At 66.2% G+C, this 16581-nt stretch carries 15 protein-coding genes; 11 read left to right on the top strand and 4 right to left on the bottom strand.

Annotated elements, in window-relative coordinates; translation table 11 throughout:
- Positions 1–9: 9 nt before the first annotated feature.
- Positions 10–840 carry a caspase family protein gene (locus tag BKG60_RS02300; protein ID WP_075909120.1) on the bottom strand — a complete coding sequence of 277 codons (831 nt, stop codon included), beginning with the start codon at positions 838–840 and terminating at the stop codon, positions 10–12.
- A 165-nt stretch (positions 841–1005) separates the two neighbouring features.
- Between BKG60_RS02300 and BKG60_RS02295 the strand changes: the two genes are divergently transcribed.
- From BKG60_RS02295 to BKG60_RS02285, 3 genes are all read left to right on the top strand, one after another.
- The gene (locus tag BKG60_RS02295) at positions 1006–1749 is read left to right on the top strand and encodes a hypothetical protein (protein ID WP_083650204.1); all 744 of its coding nucleotides are present in this window, start codon (positions 1006–1008) and stop codon (positions 1747–1749) included.
- Between the two features lie 169 nt (positions 1750–1918).
- Positions 1919–3301, top strand: coding sequence for a toll/interleukin-1 receptor domain-containing protein (locus BKG60_RS02290; protein ID WP_070946848.1), 1383 nt, complete (start codon positions 1919–1921; stop codon positions 3299–3301).
- Positions 3298–6900, top strand: a complete 3603-nt coding sequence (locus BKG60_RS02285; RefSeq protein WP_070946847.1) for a WD40 repeat domain-containing protein — start codon at positions 3298–3300, stop codon at positions 6898–6900. Before BKG60_RS02290 ends, BKG60_RS02285 begins: the two co-directional genes overlap by 4 nt.
- 16 nt (positions 6901–6916) lie before the next feature.
- Here the strand turns inward: BKG60_RS02285 and BKG60_RS02280 are convergent, their stop codons facing one another.
- Positions 6917–9073, bottom strand: coding sequence for an FUSC family protein (locus BKG60_RS02280; RefSeq protein ID WP_075909118.1), 2157 nt, complete (start codon positions 9071–9073; stop codon positions 6917–6919).
- An 11-nt stretch (positions 9074–9084) separates the two neighbouring features.
- Positions 9085–9660: a TetR/AcrR family transcriptional regulator gene (locus BKG60_RS02275; RefSeq protein ID WP_075909117.1), complete on the bottom strand. Its 576-nt coding sequence runs from the start codon at positions 9658–9660 to the stop codon at positions 9085–9087.
- Between the two features lie 123 nt (positions 9661–9783).
- Here BKG60_RS02275 and BKG60_RS02270 point away from each other — a divergent pair, with 123 nt between their 5' ends.
- From BKG60_RS02270 to BKG60_RS02260, 3 genes are all read left to right on the top strand, one after another.
- The gene (locus BKG60_RS02270) at positions 9784–10419 is read left to right on the top strand and encodes a TetR/AcrR family transcriptional regulator (protein ID WP_070946844.1); all 636 of its coding nucleotides are present in this window, start codon (positions 9784–9786) and stop codon (positions 10417–10419) included.
- Between the two features lie 72 nt (positions 10420–10491).
- Positions 10492–11454, top strand: coding sequence for an SAM-dependent methyltransferase (locus BKG60_RS02265; protein WP_075909116.1), 963 nt, complete (start codon positions 10492–10494; stop codon positions 11452–11454).
- Positions 11451–12386, top strand: a complete 936-nt coding sequence (locus tag BKG60_RS02260; RefSeq protein ID WP_075909115.1) for a class I SAM-dependent methyltransferase — start codon at positions 11451–11453, stop codon at positions 12384–12386. Before BKG60_RS02265 ends, BKG60_RS02260 begins: the two co-directional genes overlap by 4 nt.
- A gap of 53 nt (positions 12387–12439) precedes the next feature.
- Here the strand turns inward: BKG60_RS02260 and BKG60_RS31830 are convergent, their stop codons facing one another.
- Entirely contained in the window at positions 12440–12607 is a 168-nt protein-coding gene (locus BKG60_RS31830; protein ID WP_165617850.1) for a hypothetical protein, read from the bottom strand.
- A 219-nt stretch (positions 12608–12826) separates the two neighbouring features.
- Between BKG60_RS31830 and BKG60_RS02255 the strand changes: the two genes are divergently transcribed.
- From BKG60_RS02255 to BKG60_RS02235, 5 genes are read left to right on the top strand one after another with little or no spacing between them, the layout of a single operon-like run.
- Positions 12827–13690: an SDR family oxidoreductase gene (locus BKG60_RS02255; RefSeq protein WP_075909114.1), complete on the top strand. Its 864-nt coding sequence runs from the start codon at positions 12827–12829 to the stop codon at positions 13688–13690.
- Positions 13691–13695: 5 nt separating this feature from the next.
- Positions 13696–14661, top strand: coding sequence for an NADPH:quinone oxidoreductase family protein (locus BKG60_RS02250; RefSeq protein WP_075909113.1), 966 nt, complete (start codon positions 13696–13698; stop codon positions 14659–14661).
- A gap of 26 nt (positions 14662–14687) precedes the next feature.
- Positions 14688–15410 carry a methyltransferase domain-containing protein gene (locus BKG60_RS02245; protein WP_075909112.1) on the top strand — a complete coding sequence of 241 codons (723 nt, stop codon included), beginning with the start codon at positions 14688–14690 and terminating at the stop codon, positions 15408–15410.
- A complete protein-coding gene (locus BKG60_RS02240) occupies positions 15407–15913 on the top strand; it encodes a DUF456 domain-containing protein (RefSeq protein ID WP_075909111.1) in 507 nt (168 codons plus the stop codon). The genes BKG60_RS02245 and BKG60_RS02240 overlap by 4 nt, the downstream gene beginning before the upstream one ends.
- On the top strand, positions 15910–16437 hold the full coding sequence (locus BKG60_RS02235) for a YceI family protein (protein ID WP_120764801.1): 528 nt from the start codon (positions 15910–15912) through the stop codon (positions 16435–16437). Before BKG60_RS02240 ends, BKG60_RS02235 begins: the two co-directional genes overlap by 4 nt.
- The last annotated feature ends 144 nt before the right edge of the window (positions 16438–16581 follow it).

Here is a 16581-nt window from a genome sequence, read left to right as displayed (position 1 = left end):
CTGTCAGTGCTATTCGAGGGGCGACAGGAAGGGTTGCTCGAGACGAGCTTCGCTACCTTCGAGTTGCGGAACCTGTTCGTAGCGGCCACGTTTCAATTTCGCGCAGGTCTGGTCGTGGAGTTCCCGGTATGACAGCGGCATCCTGGACTCGGTCACCGCCTCGACCAGGTTGTAGGTCAGTGCTCCGGCGAAGCCGCCACCGATGGCGGCGTCGGCCGAGGTCTGGTCGGCCCGGCAACCTGAGATGAGTACCTCGGGAATGTCGACATGGACGACATCGGTCGCCGGCTTAGGGCGGCGGCCTGACCGCGTTGTCCTGGCCGGGCCGCGCCCGGACTCCACGGCCGCCAGATCCCACGGGCTCGGCAGATATCGCTCGATCACCGGGGCGTCGGGCGGTTCGAGGGCGCGTGTGACGGTGCCGGAATGGCAGGAGTCGGTGACCACCGTGAGACTCACCCCGGATGCCAGTCCGTCGAAGACGCTGCGCAACCAGTCGTCGCGGAGTGGGTCGTTCCAGTCGAGGTCGGTGGGGCACAGGATCTCGTCGCGTTTGTCGGACTCATCCCCGTTGTCGTCGGGCACATTGGAACCGTGACCGGAGTAGTGCACCAGCAGCACGTCGCCGCGCCGGGCGCCGCGGATCAACCCGGTGACGGCGGTTTCGATCGCTTCCTTGGTGGCCGTGAAGTCCGTGATCACGGAAATACTGTCGGAATCGAATCCGAATTGCCGCTGAAGCAGTTTGGCCATGTTTTTCACGTCGGGAACGCAGCCGCGCAGGTCGTTTCCCGGAATTCGGTATCGGTTGACTCCGATGAGCACCGCATTCTTGGCCATGGTGCTGTCCTTTTCGCTGGGCGTGGGTCAAGATTGATCTCTGGTGGGCAATTGCAGTATCTGCACGTGACACATCCGGGTCGTGAGTAGTCGGGTACTCGAATTCGCGTGATGGCTTTCACGCAGTGCGGGTGTGGCGGCGAGGAGAGGACGGGCCCGCTCGTGATGTCACCGTTCCGGCTGGAGTTCCCTGGCGTGGGCGGTGCATCCGCGGTACGCGTCACCGAAACCACGGAATTGCCGTCGGCGCTCACGACTTTGGGGCTCCCCCCGCCACGGCCGACCCTGGTGGTGATCGGTGGCGCCGGTGGGCTCGACGCCACCGACATGGACCGGCTGCGTCCGCTGTTCGTTTCGGGCATAGCGCCTGTGATGGGGGAGTACGGGACGGTCGGCGTGGACGGAGGAACACGTGCCGGGGTCATGCAACTGTTCGGCGAGGCTCGACAGGCAGCGGCGTTTCCGCTTTTGGGTGTGGCCGCGGCCGGCACGGTGCGGCTGCCCGACGCCACGGATTCAGATGGTCCACAGGGTTTCGAGTTGGAGCCGCGGCACACCCACTTCCTGATCGTGCCCGGTGACCACTGGGGCGCCGAAGCTCCCTGGATCGCCGATGCCGCAACGGTTCTCGCCGGCAACGCCCCGTCGATCACCTTGCTGATCAACGGTGGCGACATCGCCTACTCTGACGTTGCGGTGAGCGTGCGAGCCGGCCGCCCCGTCGTGGCGATCACCGGCTCGGGGCGCACCGCCGACGTCTTGGCCGGCGCCCTGGCGGGTGAGTCCAGCGATGAACGGGCTGCGGCGCTGGCCCGGTCCGGCTTGGTCCGTTCGGTTGCGGCGCATGCCCCGGAACGGCTCGCTGAATTGCTCGACACCATTTTCGGCGACGGCCGCGAAGCGAATTGAATCTGACCGGTCCCGCCAAATTCGAGTAGTTGACTACGCTACGCCGCGGTCGCGCGGGCTAGGACCATTGGCATGTGCCCGGAGCATTCCCTGGACATCCCGCGCTGGTGCTGCGCCACCCCGGCGATGCGGGCAGATGCCTGGCGCAATGTGAATCGAGCAATTCGAGATGAGCGAGGAATTCTGGAGCAGCCTTCTGTCCCACATCCGGCACCAGGTGCTGATACCGGTGGTTGGGCCCGACGTCACCGTGGTCAAGGTCGGTGACTCTGAGCAGAAGCTGACAACCCTGGTAGGCCAGGAGCTCACCGAGCGGTTCGGCCTGACCGTGCCGTCCGGGGCCACGACCACCGACCAGGCGGTGGCCGCGTTTCTGCGTGAGCGTGGTCGCGACGAGGTCGACGACCTGTATGGCGTGATCGACGAGATCGTGGTGGAGCTCGATCCCGAACCCGGCGATGCGCTCCGAGATCTCGCGGCCATCGACGATCTGCGTCTGTTCGTGACGACGACGCCCGACCGATTGCTCGCGAAAGCGCTGAGTGCCATCCGCGGCCGCCCGGTGCGCGAGGTTTCGTTCTCCCCGAACAAGTCCACTCCCGACCAGGAGCGCAACGCCCGAGAGCCTTCGCAGACCGACACCGTCGTTCTCAGCCTGTTCGGTCAAACCGCCGCGATGCCGGAGTACGCCATCCACGAGGAGGACCGACTGGAGTGGATTCATGCGCTGCTGACGGAAAAGGCCAGCCTCCCCGACTGGCTCGACTACCCGCTGAAGCATCAGCCGATGTTGTTCATCGGTTGCGAGATTCCCGATTGGTTCGGGCGGTTTCTCGTGCGACTGTCCAGCGACAAACGGCTGTCGCTCGGCGGCAAACCGTTTTTCTTCGCCGCGAACTCGCGCGAACCGTCGCTGTCGGGCTTCTTCTCGACCTACTGCCGTCGGACCATGGTCAAGCAGTTGGACATGGAGCCGACCAAGTTCGTCGCGGAGCTGCGTCAGCGCTGGGAGGCCAAACAACCGGGTCCTCGGCCATCCGGGTCACCCGGGATCGTGCTCGGCGGACCTCAAGGTTCCGAACCGCCGTCACTGGACAGCGCGGAGATCTTCATCAGCTACAAGCACGAGGATGTGGTCGCGGCCCGGCGACTGTATGACGCGATCGCCAAACTCGGCGGGGTGGCCTGGCTCGACGAGCGGGAACTGCACACCGGGGACGCCTGGGAAGACGAGATTCTCAGCAGCATTCGTCAAACCGTCAGCTTGTTCGTACCGGTGATCTCGGCGAATACCGAACGGAAGAAAGAAAGCTACGTCTTCAGGGAATGGAACGAGGCCGTAGAGCGAACCCGCGGCATTCTGGGGCAACGGTTCATCATGCCCGTCGTCATCGACGAGGACTATGACGGTGACGCGACCCGCTTCAAGCAGGTGCCGCGGGAGTTCAAGAACTTCCAGTTCGGTCATGCGCCGGGAGGCGAGCCGGACGCGGCCCTGATGAGGGACGTGATCTCGGCGATCCGGGAATTTCGACGTAACGACGCGGCATGACGCGCGCAACGATCACAACGAAGCTCGACACGGACAACCCGTGGCCCGGGCTGGAATCCTATTGCGAAGACGCGCAGGGCTTCTTCTACGGCCGCGGCCACGAATGCGAAAAACTGCTGAAGAAGGTTCTCGACGCGCCCGTGACGGTCTTGTTCGGTCGCTCGGGCCTGGGCAAGACGTCGCTGCTGCACGCGGGCCTGTTCCCGTTGTTGCGCAACGAGAACTTCCTCCCGATCTATGTCCGGTTCGATCTCAAGCCGGGCGCGGCCTCACTCAGCTCTCAGCTCCACGACGCCGTCCGCAATGCCATCGCGGCGGAGGCGCCCGATGCTTTGCTTCCCCAGGACGACGAATCACTGTGGGAATACCTGCATCGTGCCGATCTCGAGCTCTGGAGTGCGCGGAACTACCTGCTGACGCCGGTGATCGTGCTCGACCAGTTCGAAGAGCTGTTCACGCTCGGCGCGGGCGTACCGGATCAGGTGGAGGCTTTCAAGTACGACCTGGCCGACCTCGCCGAGAACCGGATACCCGCGGAGCTGGCTGTCCGCATCAAGAATGACCCTGCCGAGGCGCGACGATTCAACCTGCGGGCGCACAACTGCAAGCTCCTGATCAGCCTTCGGGAGGATTTCCTCGCGCACCTCGAGGACTGGTGCCGGTTCATTCCTGCGCTCGGGCGCGCGCGAATGCGGTTGCTTCCCTTGGCGACTGACGAAGCATTCGATGCCGTCTACAAGCCGGCCGAACACCTGATGACGCCTGAATTGGCGCACCAGGTCGTCGGCATCATCGCCGGCGCGGGTCTGCACACCGGCGCGGATTCTTTACCGCGCGACGGTGAGGTTCCGGCCAGTCGTCGCACCGCGGGCGAGGTCGAACCGACGCTGCTCAGCTTGGTCTGCCGCGAGCTCAACGAGGAACGCAAGCGTCTGGGGAAAGCCACGTTCGATGAGCAGCTTGTCGACGAACACGGCCGGTCGACCATCCCGAACTACTACATCTCGTGCGTGAGCGGCATGCGGGCAGGGGTTGCGGAATTCATCGAGAATCAGTTGATCACCAAGACCGGGTTTCGTGATTTCGAGGCGGTCGAGGATGCGGTGCCGTCACGGCTGACCCCCGAGGAACTCGACCAGCTGATCAGTTCCCGGCTGGTGCGGCTTGCGGAATACCATGGCACGCAACGGATCGAGTTGATACACGATGTCCTCACGGGCACGGTGCGTGAGCACCGCGATCGCCGGAAAGCCGAAGACGCGAAGGCGGAACTGGCCGCCCGCGCGGAGGCGGAGAAGCATGCCTTTGAGCAGGCGGCCGCGCGGCATCGGGCAGAACTTGATCGCGAGCGGCGGGCGCGACGACGGTTCAAGAAGCTGTCGATTGCGCTCGCCGCAGTGTGCGCAGCAACGGTCGTCCTGGCTCTGGTGGCGTGGACTCTCCGGGGTTCGGCCATCGATGCCCGCGATACGGCACTCGCCGAACGGTTGAGTTCACGCGGACAACTGATGCTGCTCACTGCCCAACCCGGCAGCGAGCTGGAGGCCTTCAACAAACTTTTGGCCGCTCAGAAGATCCTCGACAGAGACGGCGCAGGGGGGTTGCTGACCGCGCTGATCACCAGGCCGGCGCTGCAGAAGGTAATTGGCCTGCCCGAGGAAGGCAGTCTCTTGAGTGCGGATGGTCAGCGCGTAGTGACGAGTGACGAAGCGGGCGTTCAGATGTTGGACGGTAGCACCGGTCAGCCGGTAGGCAAGCCTTTCGCGGATTCGGCATCGGGTTTGCTCGCGGTGAGCTGGGATGGCGGCTTCGTCGCTCTCGATGATGTCGGTGGCGCTCGGGTTTGGGATGCCCGGGACGGCACGCCGGTAGGGCCGCCGCTGGTCGGCAGTGGCTCTGCGTTGTGGGTAGCCCTGAACCCCGACGGGCACCGCGTCGCGGCAGTCGTTACCACGAAAGACAACAAGTTTGACGTGCGGTTGTGGAACGCGCGGACCGGTGAGCAAATGTTCAGCGGCGGACTGGCAGCGGAGTCCGATTTCGTCAGTGCGCTTGCGTTCGATCACGGCGGGACCAGCCTGGCAACGGGCAGCTGGAACGGTGCGGTTACATTGTGGGACGCCACGACCGGGGCGCGTCTGCGCGACATGGATTCAGCGCGAAGCGACTCGGCAGGTCCGCGTGAGAGCGACGGTCCGCAAACCGAACACACTGCGGTGAACAGCCTCGCGTTCAGCCCGGACGGGCAGACCATCGCTGCCGGCACCAGAGAAGGCGGCGCGTGGCGCCTGCGGACCTGGGATGCCCAGACCGGTGCGACGCTGGCGAATTCCGATGTCACTGGCCCCGGCGACGTGTCAGTAGCCTTCAGTTCCGACGGAACACGGGTCGTCGCCGGTAGCACCGACGGCAACGTCGGCGTCAGTGATGCTGCTACGGGTAGGACGATCGACGGCACCTTGTTCTTCGTGGAGCCAGTGACACAGGTTGCACTGCAAGGCGATCACATCGTCACCGTCACCGATCGCAGCCTCGGGATATCCGACGCGAGGACCAACGTGACACTTGCTACCGAATTGCGTGGCAGCAAAGCCGCCGGTCTTGCCGGAAGTGACGCTCAATACGGGTTGTACGTCAGCACCGCAGGTCCGCGAATCGCGGTTCTCCGAGGGAACGACCTGCGTTGGCTGGATCCTGATACCGGCGCGCTTTTGACCGCACCCATTGCGTCGGAGGCGATACGTGATGTTGTACAGCTGGACGTCAGCGACGATCGAAAATGGTTGGCGCTTGCAGGTTTCGATGCTGACATCGACATCATCGATGCATCGAGTGGGCAGGAACGCGGCCATCCGATGCGAGGCCATACCGCCGCCGTGACTGATATTGCGTTCAGTCCTGACGGCAAGACGCTGGCCAGTGTGAGCGATGACAAGACGGTTCGTTTGTGGAATTGGACCACGGGCAGTTCGATCGCGGATCCGGGACGGGGCCATCAGTGGGCTCCCGAGAACGTCGTGTTCAGCGAGGACGGCCAGCGCGTGTACACCAGAAGCCCGGATTCGATTCGCATCTGGGACAGCGAACTTGAGCCTATTGGCACGCCAATCATCGGGAGCAATATCACCGCATTTGCCTTGAGCCACGATGGTGGTCGCATTGCTGCGGTCGACTCCAGAAGTAACGACATCCAGGAGTACGACGCCAAAACCGGTGAGAAGATAGGTAATCCCCTTGAAGGGCACTCCAAGTGGGTCTCCGATCTCACCTACAGCTCGGATGGCCAGTTCCTCGCGTCGATAGGTAAGGACGCCAAATTGCGTTTCTGGGATGTCCGCTCGGGGACACAGATCGGCATGCCGGTCCCGATCGAGGCAGTCGGTGATAGTGCCTACGTGACGTTGAGTGACGACGACCGTCGGGTGTTTGTCACAGCCACCCGCGATCCATCGGCGCAAGGCGGCGGAATTTGGGAAATCCCCGGGCCCGCTGCCTGGGCGGACATGTTGTGCTCCAAGTTGGCAGCGACTCCGACTGAAGAACAGTGGAAAGACCTGATCGATCCCGAAGCCGACTTTACGGAGCTGTGCCGGGGCTAGCTGCCGTGCCGGCTCGCTACCCCACCGCCTCGGCGGGCTGCGGGTACAGCAGTTCCAGCTCGCCCAGATGCGCGGCAGCCGTCACCAGCGGCAGGGCTGCCGAGACGGCAAGGTCGGTCCCGGCGGCCTCGGCACGCAACGACACCACGAAGCTCTCGCCGATCGGCACCAGCACCGCGGTGGCGTCGGCACCGGTGAGCCGGGAGCAGATGGCGGCGGCGTGTTGCTCGATCACTTCCCGGGTGGCGGGGTAGACGCCCAGCGGAGGGGGCACGACGTCGGCGATCAGCTCGGCAGCGGCCCGCACCCGGTTCGCCCGGTTGGCCGCGCGCACCACCGGAGCGCGTTGGTCGCTGGGGCCGCCGTTCTCCGAAAGATATTGGCGAACAGAATCATCCAGGGTGCGTGACGCGGACAACGCGTCGTGGCTCAGGGCGATGACGCGATCGGTGGCCGCTTCGGAAGCCCCTCGGGTGACGCGCAGAACTGCCGCCCTGAGGAACTGTGCGCCCACTTCGCGGGCTCGATCGACCGGTTTCGACACCGATGCCGTCGCACCCCGCGGCCACAACAGCAGCGACACCACGATCCCGACCACCGCACCCACCACGACGTCCTCGACTCGGACCAGTCCCACCCGCCAGCCCGTCGGCATGATCAGGTTGAAGTTGATCAGCACCATCATCGTGAACGCGGCCTGCCCGGCGATGAACGACCCGACCTCGGGCACATAGGCCGACCCGAAGGCCACCAGCGGCAACAGAATCCACAACACCACGGGGTCAACCCCGACGAATTCGATGAGCACCGCGCCCAGCACGAATCCGATCGCGGTGCCTGCCACCGCCCGCAGCACGCGCGTCCCGGTGGTCAGGGCGCTGCTGCGCAACACCGACATCGCGCCCAGCACCACCCAGAATCCGTGCTGAACCGGGAACACGTGGGTGACGGCCACCGCCACGGCCAATCCGAGTCCGGTGCGCAAGCTGTTGCGCAGCACCACCGCCCGCGTGGCCACCAGGCCCTTGGCGATGGCCGCGACCGCGACGGCCTCGGGCATCACCCAGTCGGCGGCACCGGTTTCGGGCAGGCGTCGGCCCAGCACCCGGGCCCATACCGGACGCGCATCGGCCAGGGCGGCATTGCCGATCACGCGTCCGGTGACCGCGATGGTGGCCGAGATGGTGCGCCGGACCAATAGTCCGCGGCCGAGTTCGACGGCGTCGGCATCGTCGGCGGTACCCAGGATCCGGGTGATGTCGTCGCGGTAACTGCCCTGCGCCACCGTGCGCTGCTCGGCCAGAGCCGCTCGGAGATCGATTCCGCGTGCGGCCCGTTCGGCCCGATCGTGGATCCGCAGCAGGGCAGCGCTGTCGCGCAGCACCCGCACCGCCGGGTCGCGCATCGCGCCGAGCAGCTCGCCGGTGTCGTCGGTGACCTGGTCGCAGATCCAGCCGAGGTCGTCGACGACGCGCACCAGCGCCCGGCTGCCGGCGCTGAGGGCGACCGGCCGGTAGTCGGCGCCCAGGAAGCTCTCGTACAGCTTGTTCATCGCACGGGTGACGTCGCGGGCCGACGCCTGGCCTTCGAGCCGGTCGGCCAGCAGCCGGCACACCCGCGCCGAGTAGCGGCGCAGCTCGTCATGGTGCTTGGGGCGGAACAGGAACAGCGCGGCAGGTACGCAGATCACGAGCGCGATCAGCCAGCCCAGGAGCCGGTCGGGTATCGGGCCGACGGGTGTGCACAGCGGCAGCACGAACAGCAGCAGGGTGGCCCGCTGCCCGGCGGCGACGATCTCGCTGAGCACCCCGGAGAACGACACCACCACGCCGACGACGAACATCGCCGCGACGCTCACCCACGGATACGGGGCCAGCACGGTGCCCAGCACGATCAAGATGGCGCCGTTGACGGCCAGGCCGCCGTACGCGACGGCCCGGGCGGGCCGGTTGCCGGGGAAATCGGCGGTGATGAGCAGGGAGACCGCACCGAAGATCGCGAACAGCGGGGTCTGGGAGTCGCCGCCGACGGCGAAACCGACGGCAGCGGCGATCGGCAGGACGATGCCGGCCCGCAATGCGCGGCGCAGCGCGTCGTACTCGGGGTCCCTGGAGCGCAACGAGTCACGCAGACGGTCAGCTGCCCGGCGCCAGATCTCGGCCGGGGTCAGCATGATCGCCGATGTTAGACCGGTTGGTCCGGTCCCGGCGCCGGAGTGAATCGGCCCGTTTCGAGCGCGTCGCGCATCTGGCCGGTGATCCACCGCAGGGTGTCGACGTCGCGCGGCAACGTGCTCTGTTCGAAACCGACGATCAGGTACACGCCCCAGGCCGCGAAGTACCTGGCATTGCGTTCGTCGCCGATGAGCTCGAGCGCGGATTCGTAGAGGATGTCGAAGCGCAGCTGATCGACGACGGCCTGCACCTCGTAGACGTCGGCATCCAGCGAGCTCCACACCCGGATCGCCGCCTCGGCGCCGTAGGGCAGGTCCAAGGTCTCGCCGATCAGGGTCTCGATGCGGTGGTGCGGGTCGTGATCGGCGCGGACCGCTTCGACCACCCGCAGGGTGCGCGCCTCACGCCAGTGCGCGATCAGCTCCCGGGTGTAGGACGCCCAGTTGGGGAAGTAGTGATAGAACGAGCCGGTTGTCACGCCGAGCCGGTTGCACACCTCCGCGAGTTTGAGCCCGCCGTACCCGCGATCGGACAACACGTCCAGACCGGTTTCGAAGTACGCCTCCCGCGAAATACCCCCCGCCATGAGGCACCACGGTAGTCGTCGCCGAATTTTGGGCGTGGCGGGGCTTTGCTGGTCAGGCTGTATATAACGCACGCAAACATGACGGAATCAGGACTCTCAGGTGACGTGTGGCACAATTTGACTGTGGCCCACACAGCGAGCCGAGGTCCGGGACGGCCTCCTGCAGCAAAGGCGGCGGAGACTCGTGAACGCATCGTGCGTGCTGCCCGTGAAGTTTTTAGCGAACTTGGCTACGACGCAGCTACGTTTCAAGCGATCGCGATCCGCGCTGATCTCACGCGCCCGGCAATCAATCATTATTTCAGCAGCAAACGTGTCTTATATCGCGATGTGGTCGAGCAGACCAATGCGAAGGTGATCGCCGCGGGTATTTCGAAAGCGCGGGAAGCCACGACTCTGCTGAATCGGATATCGGCGTTTTTCGCTGCGGCCATGGATGCTGATTCGACCGACCGGTCGGCGGCGGCGTTCCTGGTGACCTCGGTGCTGGAGGCGCAGCGTCACCCCGAGCTGATTTCCGAGGAACACGACGCGCTGCGCAGCTCACGGGAGTTCGTCAAGTGGGCGGTCGACGAGGCCATCCAGCGGGGTGAGCTCAGCACCGACACCGACATCCCCGCGATCGTGGAGATGCTGGTCGCGGTGATGTGGGGGATGGGCTTTTATGCCGGTTACGTGGGCCATCGTGAGGATGTGGCCGTCATCGTGGACAAGTTCGAACTCTTGATGGCGAACAAGCTCTGGCAGCTTCGCGATTGACGCATCGGCATCGTGAGGTGCCCCACATCGCCGTATAGCCTGGCTAAGTTCTTCGGTAGCATGGATTGGCAAATGACTGATCTGAGCGATGTGCGGCTCGTTCGGGCCGAGGGCGACAGTTGGGACGTCACCGAGAGCGTCGGGGCGACCGCGCTTGCGGTGGCCGCCGCCCGTGCCGCCGAGACCGCACAAACCGAGCCCCTGATTCGCGACGAGTTCGCCTTCCTGCTGGTGGCGGCCGCCGGGCCGGCGTGGGCGCAGCTGGCCGGTAGCGAACCGCACTGGATCGGTGATGATCCGGAAGCCCACCGCATCCACGCCATGGCACGCAGCTACCAGGCCGTGCGTACTCATTACTTCGACGACTTCTTCACCGAGGTCACCCACGACGGCATCCGGCAGGTCGTGATCCTTGCCGCGGGCCTGGACTCGCGCGCGTTCCGTCTCGACTGGCCGGCCGGCACCACCGTGTACGAGATCGACCAGCCCAAGGTGCTGGAGTACAAGACCGCGACGTTGGGCGCGCACGGGGCCGTGGCGCGCGCTCAGCACGTGCCGGTACCGATCGACCTACGTGAGGACTGGCCCGGGGCCCTGATCGACGCCGGGTTCGACCCCGCAGCACCCACGGCGTGGCTGGCCGAGGGCCTGCTGCCATACCTGCCCGCCGACGCCCAGGACCGGCTGTTCGATCTCATCGGTGCCCACAGCGCCCCCGGCAGTCGCTTGGCAGTCGAGGATTTCGCCATGGACCCGGCCCGCTACACCCCGGAGAAGCGCGCCGCGCGCCGCGCTCGGGGTGAGCACATGCGGACCTCGCTGGGCCTGGACATCGACGCCGACGCACTCATGTACACCGATGACGAGCGGGCCGATGCCGCCGGATGGCTCGCGGCGCACGGCTGGGAGGTAGACGCGGTGCGCAGCCCTGACGAGATGATCCGGTTGGGCCGTCCGGCCGTGGCCGAGGAACTGGCTGAACTCGGCTTGGACAGCGTGCTGTTGCGCGCCCGATTGGACGGAGACGCCCGATGAGCTCACTGCGTAGCGACGACGACACGTGGGACATCGCCACCAGCGTGGGCTCGACCGCCGTGATGGTGGCCGCGGCCCGGGCCGGGGAGACCGAACGCGAGGACGCGCTCATCAACGACCCGTACGCCAAGATCCTGGTGGCCGGTGCGGGCACCGGGGTGTGGGACACGTTGTTGGACAACGATTTTGTCAGCAAGGTGGAAGATCTCGACGCTGAGGCCGCGCAGATCTTCGCCCACATGGGCAACTACCAGGCGGTGCGCACCCACTTCTTCGATGCGTATTTCGCCAGGGCTGTGCAAGCCGGCATCCGGCAGGTCGTCATCCTGGCGTCGGGCCTGGATTCCCGGGCCTACCGGTTGGAGTGGCCGGCCGGCACCACGGTGTACGAGATCGACCAGCCCAAGGTGCTGGAGTACAAGGCCGAAACGCTGGCCGCGCATGGGGCACAGCCGTCGGCGCAGCGCCATGAGGTGGCAATCGACCTGCGTCAGGATTGGCCGAAGGCGCTGCGGGAGGCCGGTTTCGACCACACTGTGCCCACCGCCTGGCTGGCCGAAGGGCTGCTGATGTATCTGCCGGCCGATGCTCAGGACCGGTTGTTCGAGTTCGTCACCGAGCTGTCGGCTCCGGGTAGCCGGCTCGCGGCGGAGACGGCCGGGGTGAGTTCGGCCGATCGGCGTGAGGCGATGCGGGAACGATTCGAGAAGTTCGCCGACCAATTCAACATGGGCTCCGCACTCGCGGTCGCCGACCTGATGTATGAGGATCCCGACCGTGCCGACGTCGCGGAATGGTTGCGGTCGCACGGTTGGCAGGCCGAAGGTGCGCACTCGTTGGACGAGATGCGCAGGCTGGATCGCCTGGTTCAGCTCAGCGAGGAGCCCGAACGCGACGCATTTTCGACCTTCGTCACTGCCGAAAAGCTCTGATAAGCAACAAAAACGGGGCGCTCCTCGTTGAGCGCCCCGCTGGTTGTCTGTAGTCAGCGGCTCTGGTGCACGGTCGTGTCGACGTGCGGCACGGTGACGTGCTGGCCGACCTGATCCAGCCAGGTGAGGTGAGACACGTCCGCCGATGCCGGGCCGGCCAGGCCCAGGGCGGCGGCGGCCAGACCGCTGGCGAGCACTGCGCTGAATCCGAACTTCTTCATTCCTCTACCTCTTTCCGATCTGTCTGCTTTCTTGATTGGTTCAACTAAAGGTCGCGGTGCTTGATTCCGGATCAGCGGCCTTGGCGGCAATTGACCGGCGGATGGCAGAAATGCATCGGCCCGGGCACTAGCCGACCCGGTTGACCGGGAGTTACCCGCCCGCCGTATACAGGAGGGGAGCTGAGCCGTTTCGCGGCCCGTTAACGAGGAGGAATCTTCATGCCAGGAGTGCAGGACCGTGTTGTCGTCGTCACCGGAGCCGGTGGAGGTCTGGGCCGGGAGTACGCCCTGACGTTGGCTCGCGAGGGCGCCAGCGTCGTGGTCAACGACCTGGGCGGTGCCCGCGACGGCACCGGCGCCGGCCACAACATGGCCGACGAGGTCGTCAACGAGATCAAGGCCGCCGGCGGACGCGCGGTCGCCAACTACGACAGCGTCGCCGAGTCCGAGGGCGCCGAGAACATCATCAAGACCGCGATCGACGAGTTCGGCAAGGTCGACGGCGTGGTGTCCAACGCCGGCATCCTGCGTGACGGCACCTTCCACAAGATGACGTTCGAGCAGTGGGACGCCGTGCTCAAGGTGCACCTCTACGGCGGCTACAACGTCATCCGCGCCGCCTGGCCGCACTTCCGCGAGCAGAGCTTCGGCCGCGTCGTCGTCGCCACCTCCACCAGCGGCCTGTTCGGCAACTTCGGTCAGGCCAACTACGGTGCCGCCAAGCTCGGCCTGGTCGGCCTGATCAACACGCTGGCCCAGGAAGGCGCCAAGTACAACATCAAGACCAACGCGGTCGCGCCGATCGCCGCCACCCGCATGACCCAGGACATCCTGCCGCCCGAGGTCTTCGAGAAGCTCACCCCCGAGTACGTCGCCCCCGTGGTGGCCTACCTGATGACCGAGGAACTGCCCGACACCGACTCGGTGTTCATCGTCGGTGGCGGCAAAATACAGAGGGCAGCGCTCTTCCAGAACGAAGGTGTGGTACTCCCGAACGTGCCCTCCGTCGATGACATCGCCGCCAAGTGGGGCGAGATCACCGACCTGTCCGCCGCCCAGCAGGCCAGCTTCAAGCTGGGCTAGAACTAGTGAAAGCGCTTGTAGCGCAGGCACTTACCGGTACATCAGGGCTGGCGTACGCCGACGTCGAGGCCCCCGTGTCGAACGACATGGTGGTCATCGACGTCGGCGCCGCCGGCGTCTGCTTCCCCGATCTGCTGTTGTTGCGCGGTGAGTACCAGCTACGGCTGGAACCGCCGTTCACACCTGGCATGGAGGTGGCCGGGACGGTGCGCTCGGCGCCCGAGGGTTCGGGGTTCACCCCCGGCCAGCGGGTGTCGGCGATGACCATGCTGGGCGGGTACGCCGAGCAGGTGGCTGCCCTGCCCGCCAACGTCATCCCCACCGCCGACGGTCTCGACGACGGCGAGGCGGCATCGCTGCTGGGCAACTACTACACGATGCAGTTCGCGCTGGCCCGCCGTGGCGGGCTGGTCGCCGGCGAGACCGTCCTGGTGCTCGGCTCGGCGGGCGGCATCGGCGCCGCGTCGATCCAATTGGCCAAAGCCATGGGCGCCAAGGTGATTGCGATGGTCCACCGGTCCGGGGCCGAGGAGTTCGTGTCGTCGCTGGGCGCTGACGTGGTGTTGCCGCTGGCCGATGGCTGGCGCGAGGCCGTGATGGAGGCCACCGGCGGTGAGGGTGTCGATCTGGTGGTCGATCCGATCGGCGGCCCGGCCTTCGACGACGCTATCCGGGTGCTGGCCCCCGAGGGTCGGCTGCTGGTCATCGGATTCGCCGCCGGCGGCGGGATCCCGACGGTCAAGGTGAACCGGTTGCTGCTCCGTAACGTCAGCGTGGTCGGTGTCGGATGGGGCGAGTTCGTGCGCCGGAAACCTGCCGCCCAGGCGCAGGTCGGAGCTGAACTGAACAAGCTGGTGGCCGCCGGGCTGCGTCCACCGCCCCCGGTGCGGTTCCCGTTGTCCGAAGGCGCGGCCGCCCTCGATGCGCTGGCCGGCGGCCAGGTGCGCGGAAAGCTGGTCCTGGAGCCCTGAGCGGCGCTGGTGCGTAGCGTAGAGGCGTGGACACCGCATCGACTCAGGCGCTGCGTAAGGCCCTGGAACTACTCATCGATCCCCCGGCCGATCCGGACACCAGCAAGGGGTACCTGGATCTGCTGGGGGACGGCAGCGACGCTCCGAAGAACGCGGGATTCATCCAGAAGGTGTGGGCGTCCCCGGCCGGGTCGATGCTCTACGACAACGCCCAGGCCCTGGGCCGCAAGCTGATGACGGCCTGGCAGGAGCCCACCGAATGGCTGGACATCCCGCCCGGCGGCATCGCGCTCGACGTCGGCAGCGGTCCGGGCAACGTGACGGCAGCGCTGGCGCGCGCGGCCGGGCTGGACGGGTTTGCGTTCGGGGTCGACATCTCAGAGCCCATGCTGGCCCGCGCGGTCGAGGCCGAGGCGGGTCGCCAGGTCGGGTTTCTGCGCGCCGACGCCCAGCGGCTCCCGTTCCGGGACGACGTCTTCGATGCGGTGACCTCGATCGCGGTGCTGCAGTTGATCCCCGACGCCGAGGCCGCGCTGGCGGAGATGGTGCGGGTGCTGCGCCCGGGCCGGCGGATCGCGATCATGGTCCCGACGGTGACCAACCGGGGGCCGGCACGGCTCTTGCCCAAGGGCGGGGCCCGCTTCTTCGCCGAAGATGAACTCGCCGACCGGTTCGAGGGCCTGGGCCTGGAGCGGGTGCGCTCCAAGAGCATCGGCACCATGCAGTGGGTGCGCGGGCAGAAACCGTGAGCGCCCTCGGGATAGTTCTCGTCGCATTGGTGATCGCCGTCGGGCTTCTCGGCATCGTGCTGCCCATCCTGCCCGGCGGCGGGTTTCTCGTGTTCGCCGCGATCGCGGTGTGGGCGATCTGGGAGGCCAGGGCCATCCCGGCGCACGCCACCGTTGCGTGGGTGACGCTCGGGGTCGCCGGCGTGTTTTTCGTGACGGCCGAGGTGATCAAGTACGCCTGGCCGGTACGGCGGATGCGGGCCGCAGAGGTGGGGATCTGGAGCCTGGCGGCCGGCGCGGTGCTCGGCCTGATCGGATTCTTCGTCATCCCGGTGATCGGGCTCGTGATCGGATTCGTGGCCGGCGTGTACCTGGCCGAGTTGGCCGCACGCCGTGACTATCGGCGGGCCTGGACGTCAACGGTGCACGCGCTCAAGGGGGTTGCCCTGTCGGTCGGGGTCGAACTGACCGGAGCGCTGTTGGCAACCATCAGCTGGGTGGTGGGTCTGGTGATCGCCTCGTGACGCAGTGGACCCTGGGCCCGGATTCGGGCGAGCTGGTGCTGCACACCGGCGTGACGGGCAGTGCGTCGCGGATGGGGCATCGGCTCACCATCGCAGTGCGCTCGTGGCACGCGGTCGTGGATGCCGACGGCGAGGTGCCGTCGGCGGTGGAAGTGACGGTCGACCTCGATTCGCTGGAGGTGCTGCGGGGCGAGGGCGGTATGACGCCGTCGACGGGCGCCGAGAAGGCGCTGATCCGGACCAATGCGTTGAAGACGTTGCGGGCGAAGAAGTTTCCGCAGGCTCGGTTCCGGTCCACGTCGATCGAGCGTTCTGGTTCCGCGGTGCGACTCCTCGGCGTTCTCGAACTCGCCGGCCACTCCGGTGAGCAGACCGTCGAGGTCGAGGTTTCCGACGAGTCCGTGCTCGGGACGGCTTCCGTGCGGCACAGCGATTTCGGCCTCAAGCCGTACTCGATGCTGATGGGTGCGATGAAGGTGGCTGACGAGGTTGCGGTCAGTCTGGCTGTGGCCCGGCCGGCCTGACGGTGGCGAGTCACAGCTGTCACGGTTTTGGAAGCGATAGGCGTTGTGCCCGCCTATGAGCGACTTTCAGCGACAATCGCCACATCGGCCACACGCTGATCATCAACCCCTTTGTCGCTGCGCATCTTTGAAACACCTGCACCA

The organism is Mycobacterium syngnathidarum, assembly GCF_001942625.1.
In the GTDB taxonomy this organism is placed as follows: Bacteria; Actinomycetota; Actinomycetes; order Mycobacteriales; family Mycobacteriaceae; genus Mycobacterium; species Mycobacterium syngnathidarum.
The sequence above is the reverse complement of the archived record's forward strand: the minus strand, read 5'-3'. Positions and strand labels throughout refer to the sequence as shown.

Bases quoted from the DNA above. Each gene is read 5' to 3' on its own strand.
- BKG60_RS02300 (WP_075909120.1), bottom strand. From the start codon at position 840: ATGGCCAAGAATGCGGTGCTCATCGGAGTCAACCGATACCGAATTCCG.
- BKG60_RS02295 (WP_083650204.1), top strand. From the start codon at position 1,006: ATGTCACCGTTCCGGCTGGAGTTCCCTGGCGTGGGCGGTGCATCCGCG.
- BKG60_RS02290 (WP_070946848.1), top strand. From the start codon at position 1,919: ATGAGCGAGGAATTCTGGAGCAGCCTTCTGTCCCACATCCGGCACCAG.
- BKG60_RS02285 (WP_070946847.1), top strand. From the start codon at position 3,298: ATGACGCGCGCAACGATCACAACGAAGCTCGACACGGACAACCCGTGG.
- BKG60_RS02280 (WP_075909118.1), bottom strand. From the start codon at position 9,073: ATGCTGACCCCGGCCGAGATCTGGCGCCGGGCAGCTGACCGTCTGCGT.
- BKG60_RS02275 (WP_075909117.1), bottom strand. From the start codon at position 9,660: ATGGCGGGGGGTATTTCGCGGGAGGCGTACTTCGAAACCGGTCTGGAC.
- BKG60_RS02265 (WP_075909116.1), top strand. From the start codon at position 10,492: ATGACTGATCTGAGCGATGTGCGGCTCGTTCGGGCCGAGGGCGACAGT.
- BKG60_RS02260 (WP_075909115.1), top strand. From the start codon at position 11,451: ATGAGCTCACTGCGTAGCGACGACGACACGTGGGACATCGCCACCAGC.
- BKG60_RS31830 (WP_165617850.1), bottom strand. From the start codon at position 12,607: ATGAAGAAGTTCGGATTCAGCGCAGTGCTCGCCAGCGGTCTGGCCGCC.
- BKG60_RS02255 (WP_075909114.1), top strand. From the start codon at position 12,827: ATGCCAGGAGTGCAGGACCGTGTTGTCGTCGTCACCGGAGCCGGTGGA.